The sequence below is a fragment of the Streptomyces sp. Ac-502 genome (assembly GCF_045222935.1).
Taxonomy (GTDB): Bacteria; Actinomycetota; Actinomycetes; order Streptomycetales; family Streptomycetaceae; genus Streptomyces; species Streptomyces monomycini.
This window is the reverse complement of sequence record NZ_JBHFFO010000001.1, coordinates 4,217,453-4,235,463: the sequence shown is the minus strand read 5'-3', so window position 1 is coordinate 4,235,463 and position 18,011 is coordinate 4,217,453. Positions and strand designations below refer to the sequence as shown.

Annotated in this window: 12 protein-coding genes, 1 tRNA gene and 3 pseudogenes; 12 read left to right on the top strand and 4 right to left on the bottom strand. The window is 72.4% G+C overall.

Annotated features, from left to right (window positions below):
- The first annotated feature begins 61 nt into the window (after nt 1–61).
- The 8 genes and pseudogenes from ACEXOX_RS19015 (at nt 62) to ACEXOX_RS18980 (ending at nt 6,971) form a co-directional block, all read left to right on the top strand.
- Complete coding sequence (locus tag ACEXOX_RS19015) at nt 62–910, top strand: 2-aminoethylphosphonate ABC transporter permease subunit (protein WP_406526392.1); 849 nt, start codon at nt 62–64, stop codon at nt 908–910.
- On the top strand, nt 897–1,694 hold the full coding sequence (locus ACEXOX_RS19010; RefSeq protein ID WP_406522050.1) for an ABC transporter permease: 798 nt from the start codon (nt 897–899) through the stop codon (nt 1,692–1,694). Before ACEXOX_RS19015 ends, ACEXOX_RS19010 begins: the two co-directional genes overlap by 14 nt.
- An 82-nt stretch (nt 1,695–1,776) precedes the next feature.
- Nucleotides 1,777–2,834: pseudogene (locus tag ACEXOX_RS19005) on the top strand (2-aminoethylphosphonate ABC transporter substrate-binding protein).
- A gap of 222 nt (nt 2,835–3,056) precedes the next feature.
- Nucleotides 3,057–3,836, top strand: a complete 780-nt coding sequence (locus ACEXOX_RS19000) for an HAD-IIA family hydrolase (RefSeq protein WP_406522048.1) — start codon at nt 3,057–3,059, stop codon at nt 3,834–3,836.
- Between the two features lie 200 nt (nt 3,837–4,036).
- Entirely contained in the window at nt 4,037–4,795 is a 759-nt protein-coding gene (locus ACEXOX_RS18995; protein ID WP_406522046.1) for a hypothetical protein, read from the top strand.
- On the top strand, nt 4,785–5,075 hold the full coding sequence (locus tag ACEXOX_RS18990) for a hypothetical protein (RefSeq protein ID WP_406522044.1): 291 nt from the start codon (nt 4,785–4,787) through the stop codon (nt 5,073–5,075). The genes ACEXOX_RS18995 and ACEXOX_RS18990 overlap by 11 nt, the downstream gene beginning before the upstream one ends.
- Nucleotides 5,072–5,497, top strand: coding sequence for a sortase domain-bontaining protein (locus ACEXOX_RS18985; protein WP_406522042.1), 426 nt, complete (start codon nt 5,072–5,074; stop codon nt 5,495–5,497). Before ACEXOX_RS18990 ends, ACEXOX_RS18985 begins: the two co-directional genes overlap by 4 nt.
- Nucleotides 5,498–6,095: 598 nt before the next feature.
- On the top strand, nt 6,096–6,971 hold the full coding sequence (locus ACEXOX_RS18980; protein WP_406522040.1) for a glycoside hydrolase family 6 protein: 876 nt from the start codon (nt 6,096–6,098) through the stop codon (nt 6,969–6,971).
- Between the two features lie 64 nt (nt 6,972–7,035).
- On the opposite strand, the gene ACEXOX_RS18975 is transcribed toward ACEXOX_RS18980, so the two are convergent.
- From ACEXOX_RS18975 to ACEXOX_RS18960, 4 genes and pseudogenes are all read right to left on the bottom strand, one after another.
- On the bottom strand, nt 7,036–9,009 hold the full coding sequence (locus ACEXOX_RS18975; RefSeq protein ID WP_406522038.1) for a galactose oxidase-like domain-containing protein: 1,974 nt from the start codon (nt 9,007–9,009) through the stop codon (nt 7,036–7,038).
- Nucleotides 9,006–11,061, bottom strand: a pseudogene (locus ACEXOX_RS18970) (glycosyltransferase family 2 protein). Before ACEXOX_RS18970 ends, ACEXOX_RS18975 begins: the two are co-directional and overlap by 4 nt.
- 351 nt (nt 11,062–11,412) lie before the next feature.
- Nucleotides 11,413–12,092, bottom strand: a pseudogene (locus ACEXOX_RS18965) (FadR/GntR family transcriptional regulator).
- A 144-nt stretch (nt 12,093–12,236) separates the two neighbouring features.
- Nucleotides 12,237–12,310, bottom strand: a tRNA-Lys gene (locus ACEXOX_RS18960).
- A 331-nt stretch (nt 12,311–12,641) separates the two neighbouring features.
- Between ACEXOX_RS18960 and ACEXOX_RS18955 the strand changes: the two genes are divergently transcribed.
- The 4 genes from ACEXOX_RS18955 to ACEXOX_RS18940 all read left to right on the top strand — a co-directional run bounded on the left by ACEXOX_RS18955 (nt 12,642) and on the right by ACEXOX_RS18940 (nt 17,854).
- The gene (locus tag ACEXOX_RS18955; protein ID WP_406522036.1) at nt 12,642–14,024 is read left to right on the top strand and encodes a peptidoglycan-binding protein; all 1,383 of its coding nucleotides are present in this window, start codon (nt 12,642–12,644) and stop codon (nt 14,022–14,024) included.
- A 266-nt stretch (nt 14,025–14,290) separates the two neighbouring features.
- Complete coding sequence (locus tag ACEXOX_RS18950; protein WP_406522035.1) at nt 14,291–15,547, top strand: SPFH domain-containing protein; 1,257 nt, start codon at nt 14,291–14,293, stop codon at nt 15,545–15,547.
- Between the two features lie 24 nt (nt 15,548–15,571).
- Entirely contained in the window at nt 15,572–16,525 is a 954-nt protein-coding gene (locus tag ACEXOX_RS18945; RefSeq protein WP_406522033.1) for a C40 family peptidase, read from the top strand.
- 297 nt (nt 16,526–16,822) lie between these two features.
- Nucleotides 16,823–17,854 (top strand): hypothetical protein, encoded by a 1,032-nt coding sequence (locus ACEXOX_RS18940; RefSeq protein ID WP_406522031.1) that lies wholly within the window; start codon nt 16,823–16,825, stop codon nt 17,852–17,854.
- Nucleotides 17,855–18,011 lie beyond the last annotated feature (157 nt).

Here is an 18,011-nt window from a genome sequence, read left to right as displayed (position 1 = left end):
AAACGGGTGCGGGAAGCCGGGGCGCGGTCGGCCGAGCCGCCGCGCGCACCTCCCCCGTCCTCTGGTCCCTCCCCCGCTCGCCGCGCTCGCCCTCGTCTTCCTCTATCCGCTCGCCCTGGTCGTGCGGCAGTCCTTCCTGGGCGAGGAGGGCGGCCCGCCGTCCACCGCCCCGTACGCACAGGTCTTCGCGGAGGCGTCCTTCCGGGACGCGCTCGGGAACACCGTGCTGATCGCCGTCGGCGCCACCGCCGGCTGTCTGCTGCTCGGCTTCGCCCTCGCGCTGGTGATCGCGTTCGTACCGTTTCCGGGCAGCCGGGCACTGAGCCGTTTCATCGACGTCTTCCTCGCCTTCCCGTCCTTCCTGATCACCCTCGCCCTGCTCTTCCTGTACGGCACGGCCGGGCTCGCCAACGGACTGTGGACGGACGCCACCGGCGCCGCGGACGGGCCCTTCGCCTTCCTGCACACCCCGTGGGGCGTGCTCCTCGCCGAGATCACGTACTTCACGCCGTTCGTGATGCGCCCGCTCCTCGCGGCGTTCTCCCAGGTGGAGACCGGGCAGTTGGAGGCCGCGGCCTCGCTCGGTGCCCGGCCGGCCCGGATCGTACGGAAGGTGGTCTGGCCCGAGGCGCTGCCCTCGCTGGCGGCGGGCGGCGCGCTCGTCCTCGTGCTGACGCTCAACGAGTTCGGGATCGTGCTGTTCACCGGGGCCAAGGACGTGGTGACCCTGCCCGTGCTCGTCTACACCAAGGCCATTCTCGACGGCGACTACACGGGCGCGTGCGTCGTCGCCGTCGTCAACATCGTGCTGTCCGTCGCCCTTTACGCCCTGTACCGGGCCGTGGCCGCGCGGGCGGGCGGGGCGCGGACACCGACAGTGGGAGGTGCCGGCCGCCGTGCTCGTGCATAGCAAAGGGGCCCGACGGGCCGTCTGGGCCGTGTTCTTCGTCCTCTTCCTGCCGCTCTTCGCGCTGCCGCTGCTGGTGGTCGTCGCGGCGTCCTTCGCGAGCAGTTGGAGTGGGGCGCTGCCGTCCGGCCCGACGACGGCGCACTACCAGGACGTCGCGCGCGGCGACTCGCTGGAGGCGCTGGTCACCAGCCTGGTCACGGCCGTCGCCGCGAGCCTGCTGGCGCTCACGGCCGGGACCTGGGCCGCGCTGGCCGCCCAGCGCCTGCGGCCGCGCGCCCGCCGCGTCCTCGACGGCCTGTTCGTGCTGCCGGTCGCGGTGCCGTCGGTCGTCGTGGGCCTGTCGCTGCTGGTCGCCTTCTCGCAGCCGCCGCTGCTCCTGAACGGCACCCCGCAGATCGTGGTCGTCGCGCACACGGTCCTGGTCACCGCCTTCGCGTACCAGTCCGTGACGGCCGCGCTGGCCCGCCTGGACCCGGCGTACGAGCAGAGCGCCGCCAGCCTCGGCGCGCGCCCGGCCCATGTCCTGTGGCGTGTCAGACTGCCGCTGCTGCTGCCGTCCCTGACCGCCGCCGCGGGCCTGTGCTTCGCCCTGTCCATGGGCGAGCTGAGCGCCACGATGATGATCTACCCGCCGGACTGGACGCCGCTGCCGGTGCGGATCTTCGCCACCACCGACCGGGGCGCCCTGTTCGCCGGTGCCGCGCTCGCGGTGGCGCTGATGGCCGCCACCCTGCTCGTCCTGCTGGCCGTCTCCCGTATCCGTACCAAAGCCTCGTACCGCTGACGGGCGGGCCCCGGCTCGCCCCTCGGTCCCCGGCCCGATCACCCGCCGCCTCACCTGCCATCTCAAGGAGCCACGACACGTCATGCGCAGCCCCCTCAAGCCGACCGCCGCCGTCTGCGCCGCCCTGGTCCTCGGCGCCGCCCTGACCGGCTGCGGCGACGTGTCCCGCGCCGACGCCCGCGAGATCACTGTCTACAGCGCCGACGGCCTGCGCGGTGAGCGGGGCGACGGTTTCTACGACCGGGTCTTCAAGGACTACGAGAAGAAGACCGGCATCAAGGTCAACCTGGTCGAGAGCGGCTCCGGCGCCGCCGTGCAGCGGCTGGTCCGGGAGAAGGCCAACACCAAGGCGGACATCGTCGTGACGCTGCCGCCGTTCATCCAGCAGGCCGCCGGCAAGGGGCTGCTGGAGCCGTACCGCCCCAAGGGCTCCGAGCAGGTCGCCGCCGCGGACAAGGACCCGGACGGCAGGTGGACCGCCGTCGTCAACAACTACTTCTGCTTCATCTACAACAAGCAGCAGCTCCGGCAGCCGCCCCGCACCTGGCAGGACCTGACGGCCGCCCGCTTCAAGAACAAGCTCCAGTACTCCACGCCGGGCGTCGCCGGGGACGGTACGGCTGTCGTCGTCCAGGCCCTGCACGACTTCGGCGGGCAGGGCCCCGCCATGGAGTTCCTGAAGAAACTCCAGGCCAACAACGTCGGCCCGTCCTCCTCCACCGGGCAGCTCGCCCCCAAGACCGACAAGGGCGAACTCCTCGTCGCCAACGGCGACGTACAGATGAACTACGCCAACATGAAGTCGATGCCGAACCAGGGCATCTTCTTCCCCGCCGCCAAGCCCGGCGCCCGCCCGTCCACCTTCGCGCTCCCGTACGCGGCCGGGCTGGTCAAGAACGCCCCGCACGCGGCGCAGGCGAAGAAGTTCCTGGACCATCTGCTCTCCCCGAGGTGCAGAAGCAGGTCTCCGTGGTCGGCGGCGGCTTCGCGGCCCGTACGGACATCCGGCCCACCGACCGCAACGCCACCGAACTCGCCAGAATCATGGACGGTGTCGACATCTTCCGCCCGGACTGGAACGACATCGACAAGAACCTGTCCACCTACCTCGACGCCTGGAAGACGGCCACGGGCAGCTGACCGACGGCCCGGCCCCGGGCGCGGCCCGTCAGCGGTCCGGCCTGCGGCCCGGCCCGCGAACCGCTCGGCGGGGCCGAGATCGCGGCGGCTGACTTAGGGTGGGGGCGTCGGCCATACGTACGAGACGCAGGTCACCCACCGGGGTGCGCGGCGCGTACGGGACCCGCGACGGCGCGGGTACGGCCGGCACCCCTGGCAGACACGCACGGCGGGAGACCGGCAGTGGCAGAGCGCAAGCCGATCGAGTCATGGCTGACCGACATGGACGGGGTCCTGATGCACGAGGGCATCCCGGTGCCCGGTGCGGACGCCTTCATCAAGCGGCTGCGCGAATCGGGCAAGCCGTTCCTCGTTCTGACCAACAACTCCATCTACACCCCGCGCGACCTGCACGCCCGGCTGAACCGGATCGGCCTGGACGTGCCCTGGGAGTCCATCTGGACCTCCGCGCTGGCCACCGCCCAGTTCCTGGACGAGCAGCGGCCGTCCGGCACCGCGTACGTCATCGGCGAGGCGGGCCTGACCACCGCGCTGCACGACATCGGGTACGTCCTCACCGACCACGAGCCGGACTACGTGGTGCTCGGCGAGACCCGTACGTACAGCTTCGAGGCGCTCACCAAGGCCATCCGGCTGATCAACAACGGCGCCCGGTTCATCGCCACCAACCCGGACGAGACCGGCCCCTCGGCGGACGGCGCGCTGCCCGCCACCGGCTCGGTGGCCGCGCTGATCACCAAGGCGACGGGCGTCGAGCCGTACTTCGTCGGCAAGCCCAACCCGCTGATGATGCGGCACGGCCTGAACGTCATCGGCGCGCACAGCGAGACCTCCGCGATGATCGGCGACCGGATGGACACCGATGTGCTGGCCGGTCTGGAGGCGGGCATGGAGACGTTCCTGGTGCTGACCGGGCTGACCGGCAGGGGCGACATCGAACGCCACCCGTTCCGGCCGTCGCGGGTCGTCGACTCCATCGCCGACCTCGTCGAGCTGGTGTGACCGGGGCGCGGCCGGGCGCCTGAGCCCGGCCGCGGCCTGTCCGTTCCCGGCTCTCGGCGCCTGAGCCCGCCGCGGCGCGTCCGTCCCCGGTTCTCGGCGCCCGAGCCGGCCCGCGCCACCCGTACGGCGCAGCCGCGGCCCCGCCCGGGATGCGGAACCGGGCCGCCGGGCGGACCTTCGGAAGTGTTCGGAGGTTCACCATGCGCACACCGGGATTGACTCTCTGTGCCGCCCTGGCGGTGGCGGTGCTGTCTCCGGGGCCCGCGCTCGCGTCCGCGGCCCGGGCACCGGGCGCCGCGGCGGGCACCGTCGCGATCACGCCGTCCGCCCTCCCGCCGGGCGCCGAGGCGGCCCTTCAGGTCAGCGGCTGCGCGGGCCGGACGGGCCGCGCCACCTCGGCCGCTTTCGTCGACGCCGTACCGCTGGCGGGGGTCGCCGCCGGACTGGTGGGCGACGCCCGGGTGCGCTCGACGGCCGACCCCGGCACGTACGCCGTCTCCGTCCACTGCGACGGCGAGGACGCGCGCGCCGCGGGCTCCTTCGAGGTCGTCCCGGCATCCGCGGACAACGGCGACGGCACGGGGCCGGAGACGTATCCGTATACGGGCATGCATACGGACACGGACACAGGTACAGGTACAGATACGGCAGCGGACACCGGCGCAGATACCGACACGGCCGAACCACCGGCGTCCCCCTCCGCCCCCGTACGGGCAGGCGGCGGCTGGACCGCGACACACCCGCAGCCGTACCCGCGCCCCCGATTCCACCCCCACCCGGCCGCCGCGCACACCACCCTCGCCCGGACCGCCCCCGTACGGACCGCCGCGTCCTACGAGGGCGACGGCGCCTACGCGGTGGGCCTGGTCCTGGCCGGCGGCGCGGTCCTCGCGCTCACCGGACAGGCGCTGCGGATGCGGCGCCGCCGCAAGGGATCGGGCGACGGCGATGCGGGCTGACGACCACCCGGTGGCGGACCGCCGCCCTCCGCACCCTCCCGGCCGCGGCCGGATGGCCGTCGGTGTGGCCTGGGCGGTGCTGCTGCTGGGACTGTGGCTGTGGGGCCGGGACCTGACGGACGACGGGGATCTGCCGAAGGCGCCGACCACCGGCGACGTCGCGGCCGCCGGCCGCCCGATCGGACAGGAACTGCCCGCGGCCCACGCCCCCTGGCCACCTCCCCGGGCGGCCGCCCCACCGAGATCACGGTCGGCGCGCTGGGCGTACGGGCGGGTGTGACGGAGACCGACCTGGACGCCACCGGCGCCGTCGACACCCCGTCGTACCGCACGCCCGGGCTCGTCGGCTGGTACGCGAAGGGGCCGCAGCCGGGCACGGCGGGCGCGGCGGTGCTGGCGGGGCACGTCGACACGGCCGGTGGCCGCGCGGTCTTCCACCGCCTGGGCAGCCTCAAGCCGGGACAGCCGGTGGACGTCCGCAGGGAGGACGGCAGCACCGCGCGGTTCACCGTCGAGGACGTCAAGATCTACGACCGCCGGAACTTCGCACCCCGCAAGGTCTACGGCGCGCACCTGCCGGGCCGCGCGGAACTGCGCCTGATCACCTGCGCCGGCACCTTCGACAGCGAGCGGGACGCCTACAGTGCCAACGTCGTCGTGCACGCGTACCTCTCGAAGGTCACGCCCGCGCCGACGGGTTGAGAGGCCGCGTAGGGCCGGGCCTGGGACCCCGGACCGACCGGTCCCGGCCGGCGGCTCGCTCCCCCTGAACCGCCGACCGGCCGGTCCTCGACCGCCGGGATTCAGGACTGCGGGAATTTCCCTGCCGCCGGCGGGAGGTGCGTGGGCGCCTGTACGCAGGCGCGTGCACGTACCCGGCCAGGGGCTGGGGCCAGGAAAACCAACAGGAAGTTCACACTGCAGTTCACTGTAGGACGACTGCGCTGCGCCGCCTAGGGGGCGTCGGCGACCGGTACCGGCCGCCCGGCCGTTTCCGGCCCGGTGGTACGGGCGTAACAGGTTGTCCACAGGCCGGCCTGTGGTTGAGGGGCATGTGCCAGGATGGATTCGACCGGTCATGTCCCGTGCTCCGAGGGGGAGTGGATGTACGGCAATGTTCGGGGATCCGGGGGCGGCCCCCGGGTGAGCGCCGTACCGCGCGCCGGCGCGGTGTGTCCGGCACGGTATCGGCGTTGGGGGCGTTGCTGCTGGTGTCGGGGTGTTTCTCGTCGTCCGGCGACGGTGACGGCGAGGGGAGGGGAAGGCCGGGGCCAAACCCGGACAGCAGCCCAAGGCCACGGTGCCCTACTGGGTCAACCCGGAAGGCAAGGCGGCGCGGCAGGCCGCCGCGTACGCCAAGGACGACAAGTCCGACGACGCCCGGCAGATCGACAAGATAGCCACCCGGCCGGTGGCCGAGTGGATAGGCGTCGAGGACCCGCAGGGCGAGGCCCGCGGCTTCACGGAAGCGGCGGCCAAGGCCGGCCGCGAGGCGCTGCTCGTCCTCTACAACATCCCGCACCGCGACTGCGGCAGCTATTCCAAGGGCGGCGCGGCGGACGGCAACGCCTACCGCGCGTGGCTGGACGGCGTGCTCAAGGGCATCGGGGACCGCGCCACGACGGTCGTCCTGGAGCCGGACGCCCTGCCGCACATCGAGGACCGGTGCACGCCCGAGCAGTTCCACGAGGAGCGCTACGCCCTGCTGACGGAGGCCGTCGGCAAGCTCAAGGCGCTGCCGCACACCAAGGTCTACCTGGACGCGGGCAACCCGCACTGGATCAAGGACCCGGGCCGTATGGTCGAACCCCTCGAGCGGGCCGGCATCGACCAGGCCGACGGCTTCGCGCTCAACATCTCCAACTTCCAGACCACCGAGGAGAACCGGAAGTACGGCGAGCGGCTCTCCTCGATGGTCGGCGGCAAGCACTTCGTCATCGACACCAGCCGCAACGGCAACGGCCCCGCCCCCGGCGGCGACGACCCGGAGAACTGGTGCAACCCGCCCGGCCGCGCCCTCGGCACGGCACCGACGGTCCGGACCGGCGACCCGCTCGTGGACGCCTACCTGTGGATCAAGCGTCCCGGCGAGTCCGACGGCACGTGCAAGGGCGGTCCCAAGGCCGGTGACTGGTGGCCGGAGTACGCTCTGCAACTGGCCCGCAATACGAAGTAGCCGTCAGTGAACGGCGGTGCAGGGCGCCTCGGAATCCCGCGGCACCCCGCACGCCGTCACCGGCTCAGTTCAGGCCCAGCCCCTTCAGCTCGGCCTTCGACGCCGTCGGCACCTTCACCCAGACCGCCTTGGACGGGGTCCCCTGGTCGTCCACGGCGTTGAGCATGTACCAGCCGGGCGGCACCAGCGTCGGATCCTTCGGCAGGGTCACCGTGACACCGCCCTTGGCCGCCTTGAAGTCCAGCGCGATCGACCGCTGTTCGATGTTGGTGACGTGGGTGAACGATCCCGGCCGGACGAGTCGCATCTTCTTGATCGAGGACGCGTGCTTGGTCCGGTACGTGGCCTGTCCGCCCAGCCCGACCGTCTTCGGCCCGGTGTCGGTCAGCTCCGGCCGCGAGTCCCGGTAGAGGTACGGCGGCGTCCAGATGTCGATCTGCTGCTGGAAGACGCCGGGCTTGGTGTTGTCCTTGTCGGCGAAGAGCGAGTCGGAGCCGAACGTCATCACCCGTCCGTCCGGCAGCAGCAGCGCCCCGGAGTGGTAGTTGCGCCCCACCAGCGGATCGGCCACCGCCCGCGAGGTGTTGGCCTTCGGGTCGTACAGCTCCGCGCTGAGGACGTTGCTGTCGCCGCGCCCCCGGTAGTCGCCGGAGCCGTTGGTCGTGAGCACCGTGTCGTCGGGCAGGATCACACTGCTCGGATAGCGCGCCTTCGCGTACAGCGGCGGGCCGTCCTTGAAGCGCGGCTTGTCGGCGTGCAGGTCCACCAGCCGGGTCTTGTCGGTGGCCTTGGGGTCCTCGCCGACCCCGCCGCCGCCCAGCACCATGTACCGCTGGTCCTGCGCGGGCGGCAGCAGGACGGACATCGAGGTTTCCAGGACGTCCGGGTCGCTCATCCCGGGGAGGGTCTGGAACTTGTTGGTCTTCAGGTCCCAGATGCCGGGTGTGCGCCCGATGTTGTCGGGACCGTACCCGGCGTTGGACCCGGTGTAGAGCAGCCGGCCCTTGTCGGTGAGGAAGAGGGCGGGATAGGTCGGGAAGAAGCGCTGCTTGGGCAGGTAGGTCCACTTCTTCGTCTTCGGGTCGTAGATCTCCTGCTTGCCGGGGACGACCTGGCCGATCTCGTCCAGCCCGGAGGTGGACAGCACCTTGCCGTCCTCCAGGCTGGTCAGGGTCGGGTACCAGCGCGCCTCGTTCATCGGGTCGACCGGGAGGTAGCGCTCGGCGACCGGGTCGAACTCGAACGAGTCCTTGATCCCCTGGAAGTCCTTCTTGTCGAAGGACAGTTTCTGCGCGATGCCGTAGAAGTTACGGGCCTCGGCGCCGGTCAGACCGTGGATGCGGTAGTTGTCCTGGGCGCCGGTGGAGTGCTCGCGGCCCTCCTTGAGCGCCTCCACGTAGACGCGGGCCTCGCTGTGGGTGACGGTGACCTTGCCGGTCCGCGGGTCCGTCGTCTTCTTGGCGCGCGGGACCACGACCGGGTCCTTGGACGCGAAGGTCTTGCCGTTCTGCTTGCCGGTGAACAGCGTCCCGGCGGGGAACGTCTTCGGCGCGTCCGGGTTCTCGTTGTAGACGATCATGAGCCCGCCGGCCTTCTTCACGTCGCCGCCGAGCTTCTCGTATCGCTGCGTACCGCCGGCCACCAGCAGCTTGCCGTCCGGCAGCTGGGTGTGTCCCGCGCAGAAGAGGTCCTTCGGGGTGGGGATGTTCTTGAAGGTGTTCTTCACCGGGTCCCACAGGACCGTACGGAAGGACTTGGCCGCGAAGTTCTTGGCGTTGTTCCCCGACCCGGCGACCAGCAGCACCTTGCCGGTGTGCAGCAGCGCGGCGTGAATCGTGTTGATCTTGTACTCGGGCGGTACGTCCACCACGTCCCAGTGGCCGTTCGCCGCCTTGTACTCGGGCTGATTGATCTTGTACTCGTGGTACTTCTCCGAGACGAACCCGAACAGGGCCGGACCGTTCATCCCCGCCAGCGCGAGCACCACGGCCGCGCCGATCGCCACTCTGCGGGTGCGCCGGCTCGGACGGTATTTCATGTGTGACGTCCCCCAAGAGCGATCTGCGCGGTCTGGTCGGCGGTGGACGCGCGACGGCCCCGGCCGCCCGGGTCACCGTGCTGCCCGGCCCGGCCGCCCGGTGGCGCGGCGCCCGATGACGAGGAACCCGGCGCCGCGGCTTCCGGCCCCGGCACGACACGGCCGGAGCCGGTGCTCTCGTCCGCCGCCCAGCTGGGCTGCCGCCGCGGATGCGGCGCCTGCTGCGCCCCGCCGCCGTCCGCCGAGGGGTCACCCCGCGACTTCCTGCGCCGGTCCTGCCGGATGCCCCAGCGCCAGGCGAAGACGGGCGCCGCCGTGATCAGCAGCGCCAGCGTGGCCCAGGTGATCATCGCCGGGTGGCTGTGCCCGAAGGAGAATGAGGCGCCCAGCGAGCCTCCAAAGACCAGGATGAAGAACAGGTGCACCCGGAACGTGCCGAAGAGGGTGTCCGGGCTGGAGGAGTCACCCTTCGGCGTCACCACGAACTTGCTCTTGCGGCGCAGCGCCGCGTCGAACAGCGAGCGGGCGTAGATCGGCGCGGAGAGCGCGGACATCACCATGCCGGCCACGCCGCCGGAGCCCTCCGGCTCGTGCGGCGAGACGTTGTGCCGGCGGTTCCACACGTACAGCCCGATCTGGAGCGCCGAGGCGTTGCCGTACAGCATCATCCACACCGCCGGGTCGATCTGGACGCCCGAGGCGCCCAGGCCCAGGAACAGCGCGCAACTGAGCGCCGCCAGAATCCAGTTCATGGCGGACATCGGGTAGAAGATGACCATCATGGTGTAGTTGAAGAACTTGCCCGGCGGCAGCGTGAAGGGCGCCTTCCAGAACTGCTTGAGGATCGTCTCGTACGTACCGCGCGACCAGCGCAGTTGCTGGGTGAAGAAGTCCGTCCAGGCGGTGGGGCCCTCGCCGACCGCGAGCACGTCGGGCGTGTAGACCGAGCGCCACTTCCGGCCGGTGTCCGGGTTGCGGTGCCGGTGCATCTCGAAGCCGGTCGCCATGTCCTCGGTGATCGAGTCGTACAGGCCGCCGATCTGCTGGAGGGCGCTGATGCGTACGGCGTTGGAGGTGCCGACGAACATGGGCGCGCCGTAGCGGTTGCCGGCCCGCTGGATCAGCGCGTGGAAGAGGAACTGCTGCGACTCCGCGGCCTTGGTGACGAAGGTGTCGTAATTGCCGTACACCTGCGGGCCGATGACGAAGCCGACGTCCGGGTCGCGGAAGAAGCCGAGCATCCGCTCCAGGTAGTTGGGCAGCGGTACGTGGTCGGTGTCGACGGAGGCGAAGTAGTCGTAGGCGTCACCGTGCGCCTGGAGCCAGGCGTTGTAGTTGCCGTGCTTCGTCTTGGCGCGGTGCGGCCCTTCTTCTGGTTCCACTGCGGGATGCCCTTGCGGGTGAAGTGGTGGACGCCCAGGCGCTCGCAGACCGCTTTGACGTCCGGGTCGTCGCCCTCGTCGAGGAGCCAGACGTGCAGCAGGCCGCGGTGGCGGATCTTGACGGCTGCCTCCAGCGTCCTGGTCACCATCTCCAGCGGCTCTTTGCCGGGTACGAAGGAGGTGAGGAAGGCGACGCGGGTGCCGTGTTCGGGAACGACCGGGATGGGGTCGCGGGCCACCAGGGTGGCGTGGGCGTTGGACAGCACGTTCATACATCGGAAGAACTCGATCAGCCCGATCGAGACCAGCATGACGATGTCCAGCACCGGCAGGAAGTCGTGCGCGGGGTGGTCGCGTTCGGTCCAGTGGGCCGGCTGCATCAGCCAGGCGAGCAGACCGAGCGAGAGCAGGGGGCGGCGCCGAGCAGTAACGCCGCGCGTATTCGGTGCGGTTCGTCCGCCAGCAGGCTGCGGTAGCGCACCTTGTAGGGCTGGTCGGGGCCGGGCTGGGTGAGCGGTCCGGCGAGGCGGCTGTAGTGCTCGTAGTCGTAGCGCGGCAGCGGCTTGCGCTGCGGTCTGCGTGGCCAGTGCTGGCGCGGCACGCGCAGGCGCGTCGTCGCGGACGGGTCGTACTGGTGCTCCTGCCGGGCGCCGGTATGCGGCGACGTCATGAGTCCATCCCCCGGCACGCATGCTGGCTGCGTGCCCGTCTTCTCAAGGCCCGCGTCTCCGGTCCCCCTCGACCGACCCGGGCGCAAGTGGTGTCGGCCGCCTACGCCTACGACGTAGGACGGCCGCCTTCCGGTTGCATGATGTCCGCTCCGACTCGCGTCCCGTGCGGCGGGGGCCCCACTCCCCCACTCATCGCAACCGGTGTGTTGGCCAACATGAGCGTGCACAGGCTCAGTTGGGCTCCAGTATCCCGTCAGGGTCTCGAAGCTCATATCTTGATCGCAAGGGTGAAACGAGGAGTTTACCGGACATGCGAGTGCATTGATGGACGGTTCAGGCCGGAGGGGGCATTACTTCTGACCCGAACTGCGCAGCCGCAGACGGATGTTGTCGAAATGGCTGCGTACGGCCTGCTCGGCCCGCCGCGCGTCACCGTCGCGTACGGCGGCGAGGATCTCCGCGTGCTGGCGGTGGGTGACCCGCGGGTCGGCCCCCAGCCCGGCCAGGTCCGTCCGTACGCGGTGGAACGCTTCCCAGAACGCGTCCAGCACCTCGCTCAGCAGCCGGTTGTCCAGCCCCCGGTAGAGCGCGGCGTGGAAGGCCCGGTCGGTGTCGGCCCGCACCGCCCCCGCCGCGGCCTCGTCCGCCATCCGCCCGACCAGCTCGTCCAGCTCCGCGAGCGCGGCCTTCGGCACCTGGCCCGCCAGCCGCGCGATCAGCCCGGTCTCCACGGCCTCGCGCAGCTCCAGCAGCTGGAGCAGGCTGTCCTCGCCCCGGTAGTGGCCGGCCACCGTGCGGAAGGCCAGCCCCTCGGTCATCGGGGCCATCGACATCGGCCCGACGTAGGTGCCGAAGCCGTGCCGGATCTCCACGATGCCCATCGCCTGCAACGCCTTGAGCGCCTCGCGGACGGAGTTCCGGCTGACCCCGAGCAGCTCCATCAGGTCCGTCTCGGTGGGCAGCGGCGCCCCGGGGCCAGCCGCCGGTCGATGATGAGCTTCTTGATCCGCTCCTGGATGTCGCGCGCCATTGTGCGACTCTGCACCTCGATCACCGTTTTGACCAGCGATGCACCGGCCCGGCGCCGGGAAAACCGGGGAGCGGGCCGGCGGCCGGGGTGGCCGCCGGGAAAGCACCGAGGCCCCTCGCAGCTGCGAGAGGCCTCGGTGTGACGTGCGCCGCCAGGGACTCGAACCCCGGACCCGCTGATTAAGAGTCAGCTGCTCTAACCAACTGAGCTAGCGGCGCGCGCTGACGTGGAAAACTTTACACGAACTCCAGGGGTGCTCCCGACCACCTGCCCGGCCGCCCGGGCCCGCCGAATGTGTGACCTGTGCCACCCGTTTTTGCGGCCGTCCGGGGAGTGTTGGCGCCGCGCCGGATTCCGCGGTCCGGCAGGGCGAAAGTCCCGTGATCTCGGGACCTTCGTCGAGCCGGGTGACCGTTTTGGTCTGTGAGTATGCTTTCGTAATGGATGATCATCAGTTGCCCCGTCAACATGCGATATCTCCTACCAGTTGAGAAGCTGTGGCAGGTGCGAAGGCGAACGGGAACGGGACGAGCCTGGAGGGGAACGGAAATGGCAGAGCCGGGATTCGTGGAATTCGACCCCGCGGGCGGCTGCCCGTGCGGCGGCTGTGCCCAGGAGCGGCGCGCACTCCAGCACGCGCTCGCGGTCCGGGACGGCGGACACCCCGCCGCGCACGGCGCCCGCCGCGCGCTGGTCCTGATGGCGACCGCCGGAACGGTCCTGAGCAGCGGCGTTTCCGGATCCGGGGCGGCCGCGGCGATCGGTGCCGAAGCCGGTACGGGCACCCCGGCCGGCCGCGAGCGGACCCTGCTCGCCCCCGCCGTGGCGCACGGCCCCGGCCGCCTCCGGAGCGCCCGGCCGGGCGGCCCGGCGCTCTCCCTGACCTCCGGCGCGACCCCGCAAGGCCAGGTCAGCGGGCTGTACGGGGGAACGGGCAGCGGTCGCGGGCGCGCCGTGGCGGCCTCCGCGCCCCGGCCCCTCACCCGGGACCAGATCATCGCGCGGGCCCAGCGCTGGGTCAGCGCCCAGGTCCCGTACAACATGAGCCGCTACTGGTCGGACGGATACCGCCAGGACTGCTCAGGATTCATCTCGATGGCCTGGAACCTCGGCCGCAATCAGTGGACCGGAAGCCTGGCCCAGTACGGCACCCGTATAACAAAGAGCGAACTGCGGCCCGGCGACATGCTGCTCTTCCACAACCCGGGGAATCCCGGTGCCGGGTCCCACGCCACCATTTTCGGCGGCTGGGCCGATTCCTCCCGCACGCGCTACATCGCGTACGAGCAGACCCGGCCCCACACGGTGAAACGGTCCACGCCGTACGCCTATTGGAGCAATTCCGCGGGGTACGTCGCCTATCGCTACCGCGGTCTCGCCGAGGGCGGCGATCCCGGCGGTGACCCGGGCAGCGGAACCTCGGCGTTTCCCGGCGCGGGGAAATTCGGGCCGGGCGCCGACAACGCGTACGTCACCCGGCTGGGCCGGATGCTGGTGGAACGCGGCGGCGGCCGGTTCTACACGTCCGGCCCGGGCCCGCGCTGGAGCGAGTCGGACCGCCGGGCCACCGGGGCGTTCCAGCGCGCCCAGGGCTGGACCGGCGCGGAGGCGGACGGCATCCCGGGCCCGGCGACCTGGTCGTACCTGGTCAACGGGGTGGGCCGGGACATCGGCAGCTCCGGCGGCGGGGGCACCACGGCGTTCCCCGGCCAGGGCTGGTTCCGGCCCGGCCAGTCCAGCGAATACGTCACCAGCCTCGGAAAACGGCTGGTGAGCAGGGGTTTCGGCAAGTACTACAGCTCCGGCCCCGGGCCCCGGTGGACGGAGGCGGACCGCCGCAACGTCGAGGCGTTCCAGCGGGCCCAGGGCTGGACCGGCCGGGACGCCGACGGCTACCCCGGCCCCGAGACATGGCGGCGACTCTTCCGATGACGGAGCGCACGATGGCGACGAAGACCGAGACAGCGGACACCGGGAACGACGCGGCGGGGGAGCCGGGGGCGGAGCACGGGCCGGGGAAGGGGACCGCACCCGGGGCGGCAGCCGCCCCGGCTGACGGTGCCTCAGAGGCGAGGGAGGGCGGCGGGGCTGAGGGCCCCTCAGGCGGCGGCGCCCCGGTGGCAGGAGCTCCGGCCACCGCCGCGCCGCCCCCTTGGTCCGCTCGTCTGCGGCCCGCCGGGCACAGCGACAGCATCCCCATGGACATGCTCTTCCGCGCCGAGCCGGACACCGGCACCGGGGCCGCCGAGGCGGACACCACCGAGCAGCCGCGGGTGGCGCCCCCGCCGACGGGCCGGGAACCCGCCCGCATCACCCCCGCCGACGCCGCCGTGGCCGGTATCGCCGCCGCGACCGACCTCCTGGACACCGCGGAACGCGCCGTCCTCGACGGCGCACTCGGGGTGGCCGCCGCGGGCAGCCGGTCCGGCACGGACGACGCGTCCGCCACCCGCGGCGGCCGGGACGCGGACACCGGCACGGCCGCGGGCGGCAGACCCTCGGGGTTCCGCGAACTCCGCGGGACCGCCGTACGCCACGCCACCGAAGAGGACTCCGGCCCCGCCGAGCGGCGCGGCTTCTCCCTGTCCGGCTGGCTGGCCCTGTTCGCCGGCCTGCTGGCGGTCGCCTGCTCCGTGGCGTTCCTGTGGTGGCGGGGCATGCTGCCCGCGTCGGTCGTCCGCGCCCTGGGCCTGGAGATCACCGTCCGGCCCGCCCCCCACCTGTGGGAATGGGCCCTGGCCGGTCTCGGCGCGGTGGCGGCGGTGTACGCCTTCGGCGGGCTGGCCCGCGGACGGGTCGGCAGCGCCTGGGTGCTCACCCTCTTCGGACGCTACCGCGGCAGCGTGCGCCGGACCGGACTGGTGTGGATCAACCCGCTGGTGCTGCGCCGCCGGGTCGACGTACGGCTGCGGCACTGGCGCAGCGAGGCGATGCCGGCGGTCGACGCCGAGGGCATCCAGCTGCGGGTCGTGGTGCTCGTCGTATGGCGGGTCAGGGACACCGCACGGGCCCTGCTCACCGTCCGCGACCACACCGCCTACCTGCGGGAACAGGTGGAGTCGGGGATGGCGCGGGTGCTGTCGCAGCTCCCGGCGGACGCGTTCCACGAGGAGGTGCCGACGCTGCGCGACGCCCAGGCGGTCGGCGAGGCCCTCACCGAGGTGCTCTCCGCCGACTGCCGACCGGTCGGCATCGAGGTCTTCTCCGTCCAGCCCACCCGCATCGAGTACGCGCCCGAGGTGGCGGCGGCCATGCAGCGACGGCAGATCGCGGCGATCGACGCCAAGCACCGCGACAGCGTGCTGACCTCGGTCGTGGACGCGGTCGACGACACCGTTAACCGGCTGACCAGCAGAGGGCTGGTGGAGCTGGACGACTACGAACGAAAAGCCCTGGTCAAGGACCTGACCGTGGCTTTCTACACGGCGCGCGGCAGCGCCGCCGGCAAGAGCTGACACAGCGGAGAGGCAGGCAGTGGGATGCGGACACCGGTGTTCTTCGAGGTCGTCGGGGCCGACTGCGGATGCGCCTTCTGCAGCGGGGCCGCGGTCGAGTCCGCGGCGCGCCACGGCGGCAGCCGGGCGCGGTGCACGGTGCGGGGCGCGGTCGCGGCGGCGGTGGGCGCGGTGACGCTCGTCGGCGCGGCGGCGGGTGCCGAACCGGCGCCGCGCCACGCGGGCTGGGACGGTACGAAGTACTGGTACCGGGACGCCACCGGCTGGTGGCGGTGGACCAGCCACTACGCGAAGTACGCCCGGCACGCCGGCGGCCAGGGCGACAGGCCGGCCACGGCCCGGGCCGCGTCCGCCGCGCCCTCCACGAGCGGTACGGGCGCGCGCGGCCACAACCCCGACCCCACCTTCCGGGGCCGGTCCGGCTGGGACGCCGTCGACCGGGTGTACTGGTACCAGCAGGGCGGCAGCTGGTGGTGGACCAGCCACCGGGACCGCTACGAGGCCCGTACCGGCAAGCCGGGCGGCCCGGGCGACGACGCGCCCGACGGCAGCGGCGGCGACGCCGGATCCGACGGCTCCCCGAACAGCGGGACCGGCAAGGGCACCCCCGTCCGGTACGGCACCGAGACCGCCATCCGATGGGCGATGGCACAGCTCGGGAAGCCCTACGCGTGGGGCGGCAACGGCCCGTCCGCGTTCGACTGCTCCGGCCTGGTCCAGCAGGCGTACCAGCGCGCGGGCATCTCGCTGCCCCGGGTCGCCGACGCGCAGTACCGCGCCGCCGAACCGATCACACGGTCCCAGCTGCGCCGCGGTGACCTGGTCTTCTGGTCGACCAACGGCTCCTCGTCCGGCGTCCACCACGTGGCGATCTACCTCGGCGGCGGCCAGTACCTGGAGGCACCGCGGTCCGGCCGGTCGGTCCGGATCTCGTCCTTCGCCGCCTACCGCCCCACCTTGTACGGGCGGGTCGGCTGACCACGCGGCCGTCCACCCGCCGCCCGCTGCCGCGCGGGCCCGCTCTCGCAGAAAGGCCGACCGTCATGGCGCCGACAGCGCCCACCCCCTTCAGGCCCCGCTCGGCGAACCGTCCGCAGGTCCGGACCCCGCGATATCCGGCTCGGTGCCACCGGGCTCCGTCCTGTCCGGCTCGGCGCCACCGGGCTCCGCCCTGTCCGCCTCGGCTCCCCCGGGGGGACGACCGGCGGGACGCCCGCCGGGGCACCCGACCCGGGAGCGCACGGCTTCCTCCCCGAACGGCCGCCCGTACGGACCATGGCCGGCACCTGGGCGCGGCTGAGCGAGCTGGCCGGCGCGGCCGCCACCGCGCCGGACACGGACACCGCCCGCGGCCTGGTCGCCCGGGCGGGGCGGGACGGCGAACTGACGGCGCTGCGCCAGCGCGTCTCGCGGCTGTCACCGCGCAACGCCGACGCCGCGTCCCTGCGGGTGGCGGTGATCGTGGCGGCCTGCGGCTGGAGCGCCCTGGACCCGGTCGCCCCCGCCTCCTCGCGCACCGCCGACGCCGCCTTCCTCGACCTGTGGGTGGCCGTCGCGCACCGCGTCGACCACCAGCAGTTCGTGGCGCTCCCCACGCTGGCCCTCCAGAACTGGGCACCCGAACGCAAGCCGCGCCGCCGTCTGCCCATCGACCAGCTCGCCCGTACGGAGGCACTGGTCCCGATCGTGCGCTGGTCGCCGAAGGGGCAGCCGCTGGGCCGGCTGGACCGGCTGATGCTGGCCACCACCCGGCTGGAGGCACACGGTATCTGGCTGTTGCGGCTGGCCGGGACGCTCGCCGGACGTGCCCCCGGGGACGTGTCCACCGGTACGGCGCTGCGCCGTCTGATCCGTATCCTGCACGCGCTGCGCGCTCAGCTGTGGAGCGAGGCGGCGGAGCTGCGGGCGGCCCCGGCTTCGGCACGGCAGGGCGCGGTGCTGGGCGCGCTCGCGGAGCAGGGGGCGCTGGAGCCGCCGGTGTTCCTGGCGGCCGACGCGGTGCTCGGTACGGGCGGGCGCCGGTCGGGGGAGGGCGGCCGGCACCAGTCGCGCCGCCATCTGCCGGCCGGACAGCGCGCCTGGCTGACCGCTCTGGACCGGCACTGCGCGCCCGTACGCACCCTCGCGCACCGCGGCGGCCCGGACGCGGCGGTCTACCGCGAGGCGCAGGAATCGCTGATCGCGCTGCGGCGTACGTACGTGAGGCTGGTGCACTGCGCCGCGCACCCGGGCGGGTTCCGGGCCGGGGCTCCGGGCGGGTCTTCGGCCGCGTCTCCGGGCGGGGAGCGGCTGAGCACCGTGGCGTGATGCCGCGGGAGGTGTTGGGGCGGCCGTACGGAAACGGCAACCGGCCGTCCGCTGGTTATTGGTCTGGACATGTCCATGCAGCGTCACTACGCTTCCTTTTGGTCTAGACCGCACGACGCGCGCACGTCAGCAGCTCATGGAACACCCCCTCGTTCTT